Annotated in this window: 11 protein-coding genes; 2 read left to right on the top strand and 9 right to left on the bottom strand. The window is 62.5% G+C overall.

Annotated elements, in window-relative coordinates:
* Window positions 1-476: 476 nt before the first annotated feature.
* From prpD to HOP51_RS11240, 6 genes are all read right to left on the bottom strand, one after another.
* Entirely contained in the window at window positions 477-1961 is a 1485-nt protein-coding gene (gene prpD, locus HOP51_RS11265) for a 2-methylcitrate dehydratase (protein WP_234273996.1), read from the bottom strand.
* An 87-nt stretch (window positions 1962-2048) separates the two neighbouring features.
* A complete protein-coding gene (gene prpF, locus HOP51_RS11260) occupies window positions 2049-3227 on the bottom strand; it encodes a 2-methylaconitate cis-trans isomerase PrpF (protein WP_234273995.1) in 1179 nt (392 codons plus the stop codon).
* A gap of 67 nt (window positions 3228-3294) precedes the next feature.
* Window positions 3295-5904, bottom strand: a complete 2610-nt coding sequence (gene acnD / locus HOP51_RS11255; RefSeq protein ID WP_234273994.1) for a Fe/S-dependent 2-methylisocitrate dehydratase AcnD — start codon at window positions 5902-5904, stop codon at window positions 3295-3297.
* Between the two features lie 73 nt (window positions 5905-5977).
* Complete coding sequence (gene prpC / locus HOP51_RS11250; RefSeq protein WP_149327445.1) at window positions 5978-7105, bottom strand: bifunctional 2-methylcitrate synthase/citrate synthase; 1128 nt, start codon at window positions 7103-7105, stop codon at window positions 5978-5980.
* 48 nt (window positions 7106-7153) lie between these two features.
* Window positions 7154-8059, bottom strand: a complete 906-nt coding sequence (prpB, locus tag HOP51_RS11245; protein WP_234273993.1) for a methylisocitrate lyase — start codon at window positions 8057-8059, stop codon at window positions 7154-7156.
* Window positions 8060-8091: 32 nt separating this feature from the next.
* Window positions 8092-8802 (bottom strand): GntR family transcriptional regulator, encoded by a 711-nt coding sequence (locus HOP51_RS11240; protein ID WP_159553388.1) that lies wholly within the window; start codon window positions 8800-8802, stop codon window positions 8092-8094.
* Window positions 8803-9036: 234 nt separating this feature from the next.
* Here HOP51_RS11240 and pabB point away from each other — a divergent pair, with 234 nt between their 5' ends.
* Window positions 9037-10410 carry an aminodeoxychorismate synthase component I gene (gene pabB / locus HOP51_RS11235; protein WP_234273992.1) on the top strand — a complete coding sequence of 458 codons (1374 nt, stop codon included), beginning with the start codon at window positions 9037-9039 and terminating at the stop codon, window positions 10408-10410.
* Window positions 10411-10531: 121 nt separating this feature from the next.
* Window positions 10532-11149, top strand: coding sequence for a phosphoadenosine phosphosulfate reductase domain-containing protein (locus tag HOP51_RS11230; protein WP_267957703.1), 618 nt, complete (start codon window positions 10532-10534; stop codon window positions 11147-11149).
* 59 nt (window positions 11150-11208) lie between these two features.
* Here HOP51_RS11230 and cysB read toward each other — a convergent pair whose 3' ends face one another.
* The 3 genes from cysB to fdhF all read right to left on the bottom strand — a co-directional run bounded on the left by cysB (window position 11209) and on the right by fdhF (window position 15786).
* Window positions 11209-12180 (bottom strand): HTH-type transcriptional regulator CysB, encoded by a 972-nt coding sequence (gene cysB, locus HOP51_RS11225; protein WP_234273991.1) that lies wholly within the window; start codon window positions 12178-12180, stop codon window positions 11209-11211.
* Between the two features lie 157 nt (window positions 12181-12337).
* Entirely contained in the window at window positions 12338-12823 is a 486-nt protein-coding gene (locus HOP51_RS11220; RefSeq protein ID WP_234273990.1) for a DUF1641 domain-containing protein, read from the bottom strand.
* Window positions 12823-15786 carry a formate dehydrogenase subunit alpha gene (fdhF, locus tag HOP51_RS11215; protein WP_234273989.1) on the bottom strand — a complete coding sequence of 988 codons (2964 nt, stop codon included), beginning with the start codon at window positions 15784-15786 and terminating at the stop codon, window positions 12823-12825. The genes HOP51_RS11220 and fdhF overlap by 1 nt, the downstream gene beginning before the upstream one ends.
* Window positions 15787-16187: the final 401 nt, after the last annotated feature.

Here is a 16187-nt window from a genome sequence, read left to right as displayed (position 1 = left end):
TAAAGAGCGGCTCCGGGATAGAGAGCGGAGCGTCTCGCTTGCTGCCGGGGCCGTCGATCCAGTGATCGAGAGGCCTCGCCAGCGCCCTGCGAGGAAGGCGTATTCTACTGAAGCGGCGGAGTTTGTCAACTCTCTTCGAGACCGTCACCGAGGTGACCCTGACATCGAAGCCCAGCGTGGCTGGCTGCCGTAGAGCCCTCAGCGGGTCTCCAGTGAGCGGGGCGCATTCTACCGAATCCGCCATGGGCGTCAAGCGAGAATTTTGCGAAGCGAGTCGGAAAACTCAAACCATGACAACCACTTACCACCCCAACCACCGCCTGCAACGTTGCCCGTCGCCGGCAGCGGATGCGTACTTTAAGGGCTGCCCAGCAAGGACGCAACCCTTTGCGTCAAAAAAATATAGCTCAGGATTCTGGCAGCAGCCATGACGGCGATCAATTTTCTCCCCCGCCACACGCAGGGGATGGGACGCATCAGATGACGAAGAGTTCGACGAATCGATGTACCGGCGTGGCTTCCAACTGCGCCTGAACTCTGCACAACGAGAATATTCGCTCGCAGCGCCCGGCGGGGAAGCGCGTGGCCAGATTTCGCCGAAACTTCTCCTCGAGGATGGGAATGCCTTCGTCGCGACGTCGGCGGTGGCCCAGCGGATACTCCACTTCGATGCACTCCGTGGCGCTGCCGTCGCGGAAGATCACCTGAACGGCGTTGGCGATAGAGCGCTTGTCGGCAGCCAGATAGTCCTGGGTATAGCGGGGCTCCTCTCTCACTTCCATCTTCCCGCGCAGCGTATCGATAAGCGGGTGCTGGCGATGAAAGTCATCCTCGTAGTGTTCGGCGGTCAGATCGCCGAAGATCAACGGCACGGCCACCATGTACTGCAAGCAGTGGTCACGATCCGCCGGGTTGGCCAGCTCGCCCTCCTTGGAGATGATACGAATCGCCGATTCATGGGTGGTGATGACGATACGTTCGATCTCCTCGAGGCGGTTCTTGACCTGGGGATATAAGCGCACTGCGGCCTCGCAGGCAGTCTGGGCATGGAACTCTGCCGGGAAGGCAATCTTGAACAGGATGTTTTCCATCACGTAGGTGCCGAACTCGCGCTGGAAGCGAAACTTCCTCTCCCCTTCCGGCTTGATCGCCTGGTCCTTGTTGGTCTTCGAGAAGAGCACGTCATAGAAACCCCACTGGGGCGCGCTGAGTACCCCAGGTATACCCATCTCGCCACGCCGGGCGATATTGGCCAGACGCACGCCACGAGACGTCGCATCTCCTGCGGCCCAGCTCTTGCGCGAGCCGGCATTGGGCGCATGGCGGTAGGTACGCAGACTCTGCCCGTCTGCCCAAGCGTGCGACAGAGCCGATAGCAGTTGTTCCCGACTCGCCCCCATCAGGTGGGCGGCTACCGCAGTGGATGCCACCTTGACCAGTACTACATGATCCAGACCAACCCGGTTGAAAGAGTTTTCTAGCGCCAGCACGCCCTGGATCTCATGAGCCTTGATCATGGCCTTGAGCACGTCGCGCATGGTCAGCGGTGCCTCGCCCTGAGCGACTCGCTTTTGCGAGAGGTGATCCGTCACGGTGAGAATGGCACCCAGGTTATCGGAGGGATGCCCCCACTCGGCGGCAAGCCAAGTGTCGTTGTAGTCGAGCCAGCGCACGATACAACCGATATCCCAGGCGGCCTTGACCGGATCGAGGCGAAAAGAGGTGCCAGGCACTCGAGCCCCATAGGGCACAACGGTTCCTTCGACGAGCGGCCCCAGGTGCTTGGTGCATTCCGGGAAGCGCAGCGCCAACAGGCCACAGCCCAGAGTATCGATGAGACAGTTGCGTGCAGTATCCAGCGCCTCATCGCTCTCGATCCGATAGTCGAGAACGTAGTCGGCGATCATCTTCAGCTCAGGGTCGTAATCGGGACGGACGTTGCGTTCGACGGTGGCGCTCATGCTCCCTCCTGTCTCAGGCTCGATGTCGTCTCCTCTCACTATAGAAAACGCCCCAAGCCTTGCGACCCGGGGCGAAATGGCCAATGCCTAGAACGAATCGCTGGGCACACGCACCCACCCTTCCATCAACACCCGGGCGCTACGGCTCATTACCGCCTTGGTGGCTGTCCACTGGCCGTTGGACTGGGAGGCTTCGGCTCCTACTCGCAGAGTGCCGGAGGGATGACCGAAGTGCACCGAGTTACGTTCGCCACCGCCCGCCGCCAAGTTGACCAACGTGCCGGGCACCGCCGCCGCCGTGGCGATGGCCACTGCCGCCGTGCCCATCATGGCGTGGTGCAGCTTGCCCATGGAGAGTGCGCGCACGACAAGGTCAATATCCGAGGCCTTGATGGACTTGCCGCTGGAGGCGACATAGTCAGCCGGCGGGGCGACGAAGGCCACCTTGGGCGTGTGCTGGCGCTCGGCCGCTTCGCTGACCTCCCGGATCAGCCCCATCCGCACGGCGGCATGGGCGCGAATCGACTCGAACATCGTCAGCGCCCGGGTGTCACCGTTGATCGCCTCCTGCAGCTCGGTGCCGCTATAGCCGATCACACCGGCATTGACGAACACCGTCGGAATGCCGGCATTGATCATGGTGGCCTCGAGAGTACCCACTCCCGGTACTTCGAGCTCGTCGACCAAGTTTCCAGTGGGGAACATGGCACCTTCGCCGTCGGCCGGATCCATGAACTCGACTGCCACCTCGGCGGCCGGGAAGGTCACGCCGTCGAGTTCGAAGTCGCCGGTCTCCTGCACCTCGCCGTTGGTGATCGGAACACGCGAAACGATGGTCTTGCCGATATTGGCCTGCCAGATCCGCACCGTGGCGATGCCGTTCTCGGGAATCCGCTCGGGATCCACCAGGTCATTACTAATGGCGAATGGGCCGACGGCGGCAGAGAGGTTGCCACAGTTGCCGCTCCAATCGACGAAGGGCTTGTCGATGGAGACCTGTCCGAACAGATAGTCGACGTCGTGATCCGGACTTTCGCTCTTCGACAGGATCACCGTCTTGCTGGTGCTGGAAGTGGCTCCACCCATGCCGTCGATCTGCTTCTGATAAGGGTCGGGGCTGCCGATCACCCGCAGCAGCAGCGCGTCGCGGGCAGGCCCGGGTTGCTGTGCCGCCTCGGGCAGGTCATCCAGACGGAAGAAGACGCCCTTGCTGGTGCCGCCACGCATATAGGTGGCGGGAATCTTGATTTGAGGAACGTGGGCCATGACGCTCGATTTCCTGAAATGACGGTGAATCCCGGCATGGCGCCGGGGCGCTCACGTAATGTGTGTATCAGGCCACCGCTTCGGACTCGAGGAAGTCCTGGGCGAAGCGCTGCAGTACGCCACCGGCGGAGTAAACGGAGACCTCCTCGGCGGTATCCAGGCGGCAGACAACCGGCACGCACAGGGTGTCGCCATCGGCACGATAAATGACCAATGTCAGGGTGGCCCCCGGCGCCGGCTTGCCTTCCACATCGTAGGTTTCGGTGCCGTCGAGCTTCAGTGTGTGGCGCGTGGTGCCCGCCTGGAACTGCAGTGGCATTACGCCCATGCCCACCAAGTTGGTGCGGTGAATGCGCTCGAAGCCCTCGGCAACAATGGCCTCCACGCCGGCCAGTGCCACGCCCTTGGCCGCCCAGTCGCGCGAGCTGCCCTGGCCATAATCGGCCCCGGCAATGACGATCAGCGGTTGGCCGCGCTCCATGTAGGTTTCGATGGCCTCCCACATGCGCGTCACCTTGCCCTCCGGCTCGATACGCGCCAGCGAGCCCTGGATCACCTCGCCGTTGTCGTCGCACACCATCTCGTTGAACAGCTTGGGGTTGGCCAGCGTGGCGCGTTGCGCGGTGAGGTGGTCGCCGCGGTGGGTGGCGTAGGAGTTGAAGTCCTCCTCCGGCAGGCCCATCTTGGCCAGGTACTCGCCCGCCGCGCTGTCCGGGAGGATGGCGTTGGAGGGCGACAGGTGGTCGGTGGTGATGTTGTCCGGCAGGATCGCCAGCGGCCGCATGCCCTTGAGGCCACGCTTCTGCGCCATGTTGCCCTCCCAGTAGGGCGGCCGACGAATGTAGGTGCTCTGCGGACGCCAGTCGTAGAGCGGGCTCTTGGCCCGTTCCACCTCGTCGAGGTTGAACATCGGGATGTAGACCTGCTTGAACTGCTCGGGCCTGACGTACTCGCCGACGATGGCATCAATCTCCTCGTCGGAAGGCCACAGCTCCTTGAGGGTGACGGGGTTGCCCTCTTTGTCGTAGCCCAGCGCATCCTTCTCGATGTCGAAGCGTACGGTGCCGGCGATGGCGTAGGCCACCACCAGCGGTGGCGAGGCCAGGAAGGCCTGCTTGGCAAAGGGATGGATGCGCCCGTCAAAGTTGCGATTGCCGGAGAGCACCGCGGTGGCGTAGAGATCGCGGTCGATGATTTCCTGCTGAATCTCCGGCCGCAGCGCACCGGACATGCCGTTGCAGGTGGTGCAGGCGTAGGCGACGATACCGAAGCCGAGCTTCTCGAGTTCGGGCAGCAGTCCGGCCTCCTCAAGGTACAGGCGAGCGACTTTCGATCCAGGCGCGAACGACGACTTCACCCAGGGCTTGCGTACCAGACCCAGTTCGTTGGCTTTCTTGGCCAACAGCCCCGCGGCCACCACGTTGCGGGGGTTGGAAGTGTTGGTACAGCTGGTGATGGCGGCGATGATCACCGCACCATCGGGCATCCTGCCGGCCCTCTCCTCGGCCAGCGCCTGCTCCAGGTTGGCAGCAATGCCGCGCTCGGCCAGCGCCGAGGTGGGCAGGCGACGGTGCGGGTTGGAGGGCCCGGCGAGGTTGCGTTCGACGGTGGAAAGATCGAACGTCAACACACGCTCGTACTCGGCGCACTTGAGACTGTCAGCCCATAGCCCCACGGTCTTGGCGTAGTTTTCCACCAACGCCACCTGCTCCGGCTCGCGCCCGGTGATGGTCAGGTAGTCGAGGGTCTGCTGGTCAATGTAGAACATCGCCGCGGTAGCGCCGTACTCCGGCGTCATGTTGGAAATGGTAGCGCGGTCGCCGATGGTCAGGCTCTCGGCCCCTTCGCCGAAGAACTCCAAATAGGCGCCTACCACCCGCTCCTGGCGCAGGAACTCGGTGATGGCCAGCACGATGTCGGTAGCGGTGATGCCGGGCTGACGCTTGCCGGTCAGCTCCACACCGATGATGTCGGGCAGGCGCATCATCGAGGGGCGGCCGAGCATCACGGTTTCGGCCTCGAGGCCGCCGACGCCGATGGCGATGACGCCCAGGCAGTCGATGTGCGGGGTGTGACTGTCGGTGCCCACGCAGGTATCCGGGTAGGCCACGCCGTCGCGGACCTGGATCACCGGCGACATCTTCTCCAGGTTGATCTGGTGCATGATGCCGTTGCCGGCGGGGATCACGTCGACGTTCTCGAACGCGGTGCGCGTCCAGTCGATGAAGTGGAAGCGATCCTCGTTGCGGCGATCCTCGATGGCGCGGTTCTTGTCGAACGCCTGGGGATCGTCGCCGCCGCATTCGACGGCCAGCGAGTGGTCGACGATCAACTGAGTCGGCACCACCGGGTTGACCTTGGCCGGGTCGCCGCCCTTCTCGGCGATGGCGTCGCGCAGGCCGGCCAGGTCGACCAGTGCCGTCTGGCCGAGGATGTCATGGCAGACTACCCGCGCCGGGTACCACGGGAAATCCAGATCGCGGCGACGCTCGATCAGTTGCTTGAGCGCATCGGTGAGCAGCGCCGGCTCGCAGCGGCGCACCAACTGCTCGGCCAGTACGCGGGACGTATAAGGCAGGGTATCGTAGGCACCGGACTGGATCGCCTCGACGGCCTCACGCACGTCGAAGTAGTCCAGCTCGGTGCCGGGAAGCGGTTTACGATAGTGAGTATTCATGAGTCGACGGTCTTCGCGTGGTGTGGGAGCGGGTAAGGGAGAGGCGGCCCGAAGGCCGCCTGTACGTACAGGTTCAGTCACGCTCCTCGATCGGCACCCATTGGCTCTTCTCCGGGCCGATGTAGTCGGCGCTGGGGCGAATGATACGGTTATTGGCGCGCTGCTCGAAAACATGGGCACACCAGCCGGTAACGCGCGAGCAGACGAAGATCGGCGTGAACAGCTTGGTGGGAATGTCCATGAAATGGTAGGCGCTGGCGTGGAAGAAGTCGGCGTTGCAGAACAGTTTCTTCTCGCGCCACATCACCTCCTCGACGCGTTCGGACACCGGATACAGGACCGTGTCATCCACGTCCTCGGCCAGCTTCTTCGACCAACCCTTGATGATGGCGTTGCGCGGGTCGGACTCGCGATAGATCGCATGCCCAAAGCCCATGATCTTCTCTTTGCGCTCAAGCATGCCCATGATCTCGCGCTCGGCCTCTTCCGGCGACGTCCAGTTCTCGATCATGTCCATGGCCGCCTCGTTGGCGCCGCCATGCAGCGGGCCGCGTAGCGAACCGATGGCGCCGGTGACGCAGGAATGCATGTCGGAAAGGGTCGAGGCACACACACGCGCGGTGAAGGTCGAGGCGTTGAATTCGTGCTCGGCGTAGAGGATCAGCGAGACGTTCATCACCCGGGCGTGCAGCTCGGAGGGCGCGTCGCCGCGCAGCAGGTGCAAAAAGTGAGCGCCCACCGACTCGTCGTCGGTCTCGGTCTCGATGCGTACGCCGTCATGGCTGTAGCGGTACCAATAGCAGATGATCGAAGGTAGCACGGCGAGCAGGCGGTCGGAGACGTCCTGCTGCTCCTCGAAGCTCTCCTCGGTCTCGAGGTTGCCGAGCATGGAGGCCCCGGTGCGCATCACGTCCATGGGGTGGGCGCTGGCCGGAATCTGCTCGAGCACGGTCTTGAGCGCTGCCGGCAGGCCGCGCAGCCCCTTGAGCTTGCCGATGTAGGCGTCGAGCTCGACTTGGTTGGGCAGCTTGCCCTTGAGCAACAGGTAGGCGACTTCTTCGAATTTCGCCTTCTCGGCCAGTTCTTTGATATCGAAGCCGCGATAGGTCAGACCGGAGCCGGTCTTGCCGACGGTGCACAGGGCCGTGCTACCTGCGCTTTGACCCCGCAGGCCGGCGCCAGCGTTAGGTTTATCTGCCATGTCGTGTCTCCTTGAGCTATCGTTTTCTTGTCGTCGTAACGAGAAGGCTCAGGCGCCCGAGCCTTTCCCGCCCAGCGGGTTTTCCGCGAACAGCGCATCGAGCTTCTGCTCGAAGGCGTGGTAGTTGAGGAAATCGTAAAGCTCGTCACGAGTCTGCATCAGCTCGACCACGTCACGCTGATGCCCCTTGTCGTGAATGCTCTGATAGACCTTCAATGCGGCCGCGTTCATGGCGCGGAAGGCCGACAGCGGGTAGAGCACCATGCGGCAGCCCACTTCGGCGAGCTCCTGCTGGCTGAACAGCGGCGTGGCGCCGAATTCGGTGATGTTGGCCAGGATCGGCGCGTCGACGCGATGGCAGAAGGCCCGGTAATCGTCGAGGGTATGCACCGCCTCGGCGAAGATGGCATCGGCCCCGGCCTCGATGCAGGCGCTGGCGCGGTCGATGGCGGCATCCAGCCCTTCCTTCTGGAAGGCGTCGGTGCGCGCGATCAGGGTGAAGTCGGGATCGATACGTGCGTCGGCGGCGGCCTTGATGCGATCGACCATCTCCTGCTTCGAGACAATCTCCTTGTTGGGACGATGCCCGCAGCGCTTCTGCGCGACCTGATCCTCAAGATGCACGGCGGCCACCCCGGCGCGCTGCATTTCCTTGACAGTGCGAGCTATGTTGAAGGCCCCGCCCCAACCGGTATCGATGTCCACCAGTAGCGGCAGGTCGGTGGCGCCACAGATGCGATGAGCATCCTGCACCACATCGTTCATGGTGGTCATGCCCAGGTCGGGCAGGCCGAAAGATGCATTGGCCACGCCGCCGCCTGACAGGTAGATGGCCTGATGGCCGACCCGCTCGGCCATCATCGCAGTGTAGGCGTTGATGGTACCGACGATGGGTAGCGGCCGGTTGGCCTCGAGTGCGGCACGGAAGCGGGCGCCAGGGGTGGGTTGCGTCATGATCGGATTCCTCTCTGTCGTTCGGGCAAGGTTCAAGCGGTCGCTTCGGCCTGCTGCTTGAGTATGGCGGCGTAGCGGTCGGCCACGTTGGCGCGCGAAGCGCTGACGTGTCGACGCATCAGCAGCTCAGCCAATTCGGCATCCCCCGCCTCGATGGCATCAACGATACGATGGTGTTCGACGAAGGCGAGCTGAGGTCGTGTACCACTAGCACTGAATTGGGTACGGTAGAGGCGCACCAGGTAGTAGAGGTCATCACACAGCATGGTCATCAACATGCGGTTGTGGCTGCCTTGTACGATGCGATAATGGAAATCGAGATCACCCTCGCGCTGGTAGTAGGCCTCGCCGCTCTTGAGGTCGGCCTGACGCTCGTGCAATGCCAGCACCTCACGTAGCCCGGCAATTTCCTCGCGGGTCATGTGTTCAGCTGCCAGGCGTGCGGCCATACTCTCCAGCGCCTCGCGGACGTCGAACAGCTCCAGTAGCTCCTTCATCGAGAGCTTGACTACCCGAGCCCCGACATGGGGTACACGTTCGATCAGGCGATGGGCCTCCAGGCGACGCATCGCCTCACGCAACGGGCCACGGGAGATGCCGTAGGTCTTCGACAGGCCCGGCTCGGTGATCTTGCTGCCCGGTGCCAGCTCACCACGGACGATGGCATCCTGCAGTTGATGGAAGACACGTTCGGCCAGCGTGCGGACTTCAGGAGACGTTTGTTCAGGAGCGACTGGGTTCATGGCAATTGTCGACAATCAAGAGATAAGGTGACTTTAGACATTGCCTCCTTGTCGGTCAACCACCCAGTTACCGCGACATGCTTCGCCTTTGGTTGTAAGCGACTGACAAAATACCGCCCACGCTGTCGACAATCCGGCCAGCGTTGATGGGAAAATCATTAACAGACCAACGACTCTCACGACAAAACGCACTCTGCCCCCTAGAATGGGTGGCCGGTTCTGAAAGGCCCCCTCATGATAGCAAGACTCCACATTACCCCGTTCCCCTATCAGGACGATCCGCTCGCCTATTTTGGGGCGCTGCGCCAACGCCCCGGAGCGGTCCTGCTCGACAGCGGCAAGCCTGCCGCACCGGGGGGTCGCTACGACATCATCAGCTGCGACCCCGTGTCGGCGCTCACCGTCGACGGCAAAGGAGTCATCCGTATCGACGGCGAGGTGCAGCAAGGCCATGACCCTTTCATGGCCCAGCAAACCCTGCTGGAGAGCCTGCCTCTCGATGTACCGTCCAGCGAGCTGCCCTTTCTCGGTGGCCTGATCGGCTACTGGGGCTACGACCTGGGCCGCTCTCTCGAGCCGGTAGGCAACTCGGCCCATGAGAGAGTCTCCTTGCCTGTCTGCCGTACGGGACTCTACGACTGGGCGCTGATTCAAGATCATCAGCGTCAAGAAAGCTGGCTGGTAGCGACGGCCGAGAGGCGCATGCAGGTCACGGACTGGCTGCGCCGCACCGCTGGCCCCATCTCGGCCTTCGGGCTGCTCGCCCCTTTCGAAGGCGAGATGGATCGCAGCGGTTATGCCAGACGGTTTGCTGCCGTGCAGGAGTACATTCGGGCCGGCGACTGCTACCAGATCAATCTGGCGCAGCGCTTCAGCGCACCGTACAGCGGCGATCTCTGGGACGCTTACCTGCGCCTGCGCCTGGCCACGCCCACTCCTTTTGCCGGCTACATGGCCTGGCCCTCAGAGCGAGGCGAGCAAGCCATTCTGTCCCTCTCCCCCGAGCGCTTCCTGTTGTGCGAGTCGGACGGCCACGTCGAGACACGCCCGATCAAGGGCACTCGCCCCCGGGGCAGCACGCTCGAAGAGGATCGGCAGTTGGCCATGGAGCTGATCTCGAGCCTCAAGGACCGCGCCGAGAACGTGATGATCGTCGATCTACTGCGCAACGACCTGGGCCGCGTGTGCCGGCCAGGCAGTGTGCGGGTGCCGCAGCTGTGCGGCCTCGAGAGCTACGCCAACGTGCATCACCTGGTCAGCGTCGTGTGTGGCAGATTGGCGGCGGGAAAACGTCCGCTGGACTTGCTGGCGGCCGCCTTTCCCGGCGGCTCGATCACCGGCGCACCCAAGGTACGAGCGATGCAGATCATCGACGAACTGGAACCGAGCCGCAGAAGCGTGTACTGCGGCAGCCTGGGCTTCGTCGACGTACGCGGCAACATGGATACCTCCATCGCCATCCGCACCGCCGTGGCCGACGGGGAGCGCATCCATCTGTGGGGCGGCGGCGGGCTGGTGGCCGACTCCAACGTCGAGGCCGAATACGTCGAGACCCTGGACAAAATTCGTCACCTCATGCAGGCACTGGCCAAGCCAAAGTACCACTAGGAATAAGAAGAGCCCTTTTATCTTTCTTTTGGCTATATTTATCCAATGAAACGATATTGGGGCCCTGTAAGCCGCCTTTGGTAGGGTATGGCCCAACACAGTCAACGACTCTGGAGCCATCATGGCAGCACTCGATGCGATCAATCAGGAACTGGGCAGCGACCCCGATGGGCTGATTCTCTGGGCTCTGACGCAGGGCCAGCGCCCTATCGTCACCACCAATTTCCGCCCCTTCGAGGCGGTCATTCTGCATATGGTGACGCAACAGCGGCCCGACATTCCGGTGGTCTGGATGGATCACGGCTACAATACGGAAGCGACCTATCGCTTCGCCGACGCACTGGTCAAGCGGCTCGACCTCAACCTGGTCAGCTATATACCGCAGCGCACCCGCGCCCACCGTGAAGCAGTGGATGGCGCCATGCCGGGCATCGACGACCCGCGCCACGAGGCATTCACGCGAGAGGTCAAGCTGGAACCGTTCGAGCGGGCGCTACGCGAAATGGCCCCGGACGTGTGGTTCACGGCGCTGCGCGCCGAGGACACCCCCGAACGTGCCCGCATGCAGCCTGCCAGCCGCAACGCCGATGGGCTGCTCAAGATCTCCCCTTTGCTGCACTGGAGCGCCAAGGAGCTCTATCAGTACCTGCAGCAGCACGACCTGCCCAACGAGTTCGATTACTTCGATCCCACCAAGGTGGAAGCGAAGCGCGAGTGCGGATTGCACCTGCAGCACTGATTCCCTCCACCCTCTCTCCGACCAAGGCGGGCCAAGCGGCCCGCCTTGCCTGGTCGCTCTCAGCGCATCGGCAGCTCGATACCGTCGAACAGCTCGGCTTCATGGCGCGGCCCGGCAGCGAGCGCGCTGTCGACCAGATCGCGCTCGAGATGGCTGGCGAAGCCCTTGACGAAATCGTACATGTAGCCGCGCATGAAAGTGCCGCGGCGAATGCCGATCTTGGTCACGGAACTCTCGAACAGGTGCCCCGCCTCTAGCGCGACCAGATCGTCGTCGAGCATGGGGTCGTAGGCCATGTGCGCCACGATGCCGACCCCCAGGCCGAGCCTGACATAAGTCTTGATCACGTCGGCATCGGCAGCGGTGAGCACCACATTGGGGGTAAGCCCACTGGCACGGAAGGCATCGTCGAGCTGAGAGCGTCCGGTAAAGCCGAATACATAAGTCACGATCGGCTGCTCGGACAGACGTTCGAGGGTGAGCTCCCCTCCGTCGGCCAAGGAGTGGCCCCGCGGCACCAGCACGCAGCGGTTCCAGCGATAGCACGGCAGCAATACCAGATCGGTAAACAGCTCCAGCGACTCGGTGCAGATGGCGAAGTCGGCCATGCCGTCGCTGACCATCTGCGCAATCTGCTTGGGCGTGCCCTGCTGCATGTGCAGGGCGACATCCGGATACTTGCGTGTGAACTCACCGATCACCGGTGGAAGAGCGTAGCGAGCCTGGGTATGCGTGGTGGCAATCGACAAGCTGCCGCGACGTTCGTCGCTATGTTCCTGTGCCACTTGCTTGATGTTATCGGTGAGCCGCAGCACCTGTCCGGCCAGCTCTACGATGGCCTCACCGGCCGGCGTGACCCGGGTCAGATGCTTGCCGCTGCGGGCGAAGATCTCCACCCCCAGCTCATCCTCGAGCAAACGAATCTGCTTGGAGATACCGGGCTGCGAAGTGAACAGGCTCTGGGCCGTTGCCGACACGTTGAGGTTATGGCGGGTCACTTCCCAGACGTAGCGCAGTTGCTGTAGTTTCATGATCGACTTGGCTCCCTTACGCCCGGCAAGACAGATGCATCGGTGATTAGACATCTCTGTCTAATCACCAAATAGCATAACGTCAAAAGGGTATTCCGGCCATGGGAGCGACACGCCCCAAGTCGAAGACCTGTGGCCGACCATCAATGGATGATGGTCAAGGGCCGCTAGTCGGCTTGCCGAAGTAATCGCTGACCGGCTTATCGATCGGTTTGTCGAGGCGCTCGGCAAATGCCTTGACCCCCTCCACCAGCGGTGCCACCGCTCGCCACAGCTCATCGTCGTTGAGCATGCGGTAGGCACCGCTGACGCCAGGCGCATCGCCGCCTTCCTCGCCGGGCTGGTACTGGCCAATCCGATCCAGTGCCTCCCTGAGGGCAAACGTTACGCGATAGAAGCGATCCGGCGGTATCTCCGATAGCATCATGCCAAGAATGGCCAGGTTCTGGATGGCGTTGAGAGTGGACTCCTTGCCCAGGCCATCCATGACGACACTGGCGATCGAGGTATTGGCCCCCACCACGTCCTTGGCCAGGCGCAGCACACCATGCTCATGCAGCGTCTGCAGCAACTGCTCGAGCTCCTCGTGAGCATCAGGGCCGATTCTGGGCGGCGTCACGTCATGCGAGATTCGTTCGGCCATTACATCTTCCTCGGGTTGGATTGCTGGGCGGGCGGCAGCGTGTAATCTCCCCGTCCCCACTTCACCTCGACCTCGACGCCCGTCGTCGGCGTCGGATGGCCAAACCGATAGTTGTGGGCGGGTAGCGGGGGATCGCCGCGCCTGTCGAGGACTTCCAACTTGACGGCGGTCTCCTTGAAGGCCGGTGTCTGCACGTCAGGGTCGTTGTGCTCACCGGTCAACAGGTTGACGCCAGGCTTGCCGAAATGGATGGGCATGAACAGCGTCTTGCCACGCACACGGTCGGTGATCACCGCTGGAAACTCGAGGCTGTCACGACGCGAGCTAACCCGTACCCAGGTGCCCTCCTCGATACCGCGTTCGGCGGCAAGTTCGGGGCTGACTTCGACGAAGCCGTGTGGAATCTGCTGCCAGATGCCCTCGGTACGACCGGTCTGGTTGGTGCCCTGAAACTGCTCACGCAGGCGGCCGTTATCGAGCAGCAGATCGTATTCCTCATCCGGAGCCTCCTCGGGCGGCAGCCATTCCAATACATACAGGTTGGCCCTGCCGTCCTCGTTGGCGAAGCCGTCGGTGTAGAGGAGCGGCGAGTCGGTGCCATCCTCGGCTACCGGCCACAGCTGCGACTTCCAACCCTCGAGCCGCTCATAGCTGACGCCGGCGAACATGGGCGCGATGCGGGCACACTCCGCCATGACCTGGGATGGATGGGTATAGCCCCAGTCGTGACCCATGCGAGCGGCGACATCGGTAAGAATGCGCCAGTCGGGACGGCTATCGCCGAGTGGCTCCAGCACCTGGTAGGAGCGCTGGATACGCCGCTCGGTATTCACGTAGGTGCCCTCCTGTTCGACGCTGGGACAGGCGGGCAACACCACGTCGGCAAATTCGGCAGTACGACTTAGAAAAACGTCCTGCACCACCATGAAATCGAGCTTCTCGAAGGCCGTGTGCACATTGTGCGTATTGGAATCCGAAAAGGCTGTCTCCTCACCGACGATGTACATGGCCTTGATTTCCCGCTCGTCTGCTGCCTGAACCATCAGAAAATTGCCGTAGCCCGGCTCATCGGAGAGTTCATCGGGTGAGATGCCCCAGCCCTCCGCCCAGCGCTCGCGCGCTTCATTGTCGGAGACGTGGCCATAGCCCGGATAGCGGTCGCGCAGGCAGCCGAAGTCGCTGGCACCCTGCACGTTATTGTGGCCACGCATGGGATAGCCACCGGTACCCGGTTTGCCGTAGTTGCCGGTAACAAGCAGCAGGTTGGAAAGTGCCGTGCTGGCGTCCGAGCCGCGGCTGTGCTGAGTGATACCCATGGCCCACAGAAGGCAGACACTCTTCGCCCTGCCGATGATTTCGGCGGCCTCGACGAGATCCTGGCGCTCGATGCCCGTCTCGGTCTCGGCAAATTCCAGGGTGAAGGGAGCAAGCGAATCGCGGTATTCCTTCACACCGTTGACCCAGCGCTCGAGAAACTCACGATCAGCCAGGTCGTGGTCGAACATGTAACGTGACAGCGCCGAGGCCCAAAGCAGATCTGTGCCCGACTTCGGCCGCAGGAAAAGATCCGCCCGCTCGGCCATCTCGTGCTTGCGCGGATCGATCACGATCAGCTTCTGTCCGCGCAGCTTCTGCGCCGCCTTGATGCGGGCGGCGATCACCGGGTGGTTCTCGGCAGTGTTGCTGCCAACGATCACTACCACCTCGGCCTGCTCGATGTCTTTTATGGAACCCGCGTCACCGCCGTAACCGACGGTGCGGAACAGCCCTTTAGTCGCGGGGTTCTGGCAGTAGCGCGACGAGTTGTCGACATTGTTGGTGCCGATGATGCGCCGAGCTATCTTCTGAACCAGATAGGCCTGCTCATTGGTGCCCTTGCTCGAGCCGATGAAACCCAGGCTATCCGGACCGTGGGCGTCGCGCACCTCGAGCAGGCGGCGCGCTACCAGATCGAGCGCCTCGTCCCAGTCCGCCTCGCGAAAGCGACCGTTGTCGCGGATCAAAGGCATGGTAAGGCGCTTCTCACTATTGACGAAGTCCCAGGCAAACTTGCCCTTGATGCAGGTAGAGATGCCGTTGGCCGGCGCTTCAGGTACCGGCTGCACCTTCAGGATATGACGATCGCGGGTCCACATCTCGAACGAGCAGCCAACACCGCAGTAAGTGCACACCGTCTTGGTACACTTGATCTCGGGCTGACGCAGATGCATGTCGATTTCCGAGAGCCCGGATACCGGCACTGCTCCCGTCGTCGTCTCGAGTTTCTTGACGACCTCGATCATCGGCCGCTTGAGCGACCAGGGCATGGCGGAGAACGGCCCCGCCTTGCCGTTCATGCTGTTCTCCATCAGCGCATTGCAGGGGCAAACCGTGACACAGTGGCCGCAGTGTACGCAGCTGGAATCGTTGATCTCCTTGCCGCCGTCCCACAGCACGCGTGGATTATCGCTGGCAAAGTCGATGGAGAGCGTCTCGTTGACCTCAACGTTCTGGCACGCCTCCACGCAGCGGCCGCAGAGAATGCATTGATCGGGATCGTAGGTGTAGAAAGGGCTCGAGGTGTCCTTCTCATGGGGCTTGCGCTGAAACTCGTAGCGCTGGATGGGGATCTGCATGTCCACCATGGTGTTGTGGAGCGTACAGTCGCCGTTGTTGTTCTCGCATACCGTACAGTAGAGTTCATGCTTGGCCAGCAAGCGGTCCATGCCCTCCTCGCGGGCGGCCCTGACATGCGCGCCGCGAGTATCGACCCTCAGGCCATCGGCACTCTTCAGCGTACAACCGCGCTTGAGTTCACCGTCGACCTCGACCCAGCAGGCATCGCAGGTTTCGAGCGCACCCAGCGAAGGGTGATAACAGACGTGCGGCAGATCGATGCCCTGCGCCTTGAGGAAATCGACCAGCGGCTCGTCGGCCCTGCCTCGCAGGCGCTCACCGTCGAGCACAATCGTGCAGTTCGCCATGACCCGGCTCTCCCTATCGCGGCCCGGCGACAAGGTGTGCCTGTCTGGTTCGCCCTGCTCTTCCTTGACCGCTTGGCATCCCAAGCATTGCAGGCTGCGCCTCCTTCACGCCTCCCCTGCCGATCAAGCCGCGACGGTAACCACCAGCACCTGGAGCCGAGCCATATCCGTATAACTTTCGCTCCGTGCTAGGCACGTTAGTCAACTTCTCCCGGCTTGTCTAAACTGCCGAATCAATATTCGGTCATGTATGGCTCAGCGTTCTCTCGGCTGTCTCTAACTGGAACGAGGCTCGACGAAGACGCTATCGGCCATTTGCCAGACACCCGGTCGACCGCTAACATCTGCCGACCGGACATGCCCATGGCGTGTCACTCGATTCGCTCGATGTAGCGCAACGT

The sequence above is a fragment of the Billgrantia zhangzhouensis genome (assembly GCF_021404465.1).
Taxonomy (GTDB): domain Bacteria; phylum Pseudomonadota; class Gammaproteobacteria; order Pseudomonadales; family Halomonadaceae; genus Halomonas; species Halomonas zhangzhouensis.
This window is presented reverse-complemented; position numbering and strand designations above follow the sequence as displayed.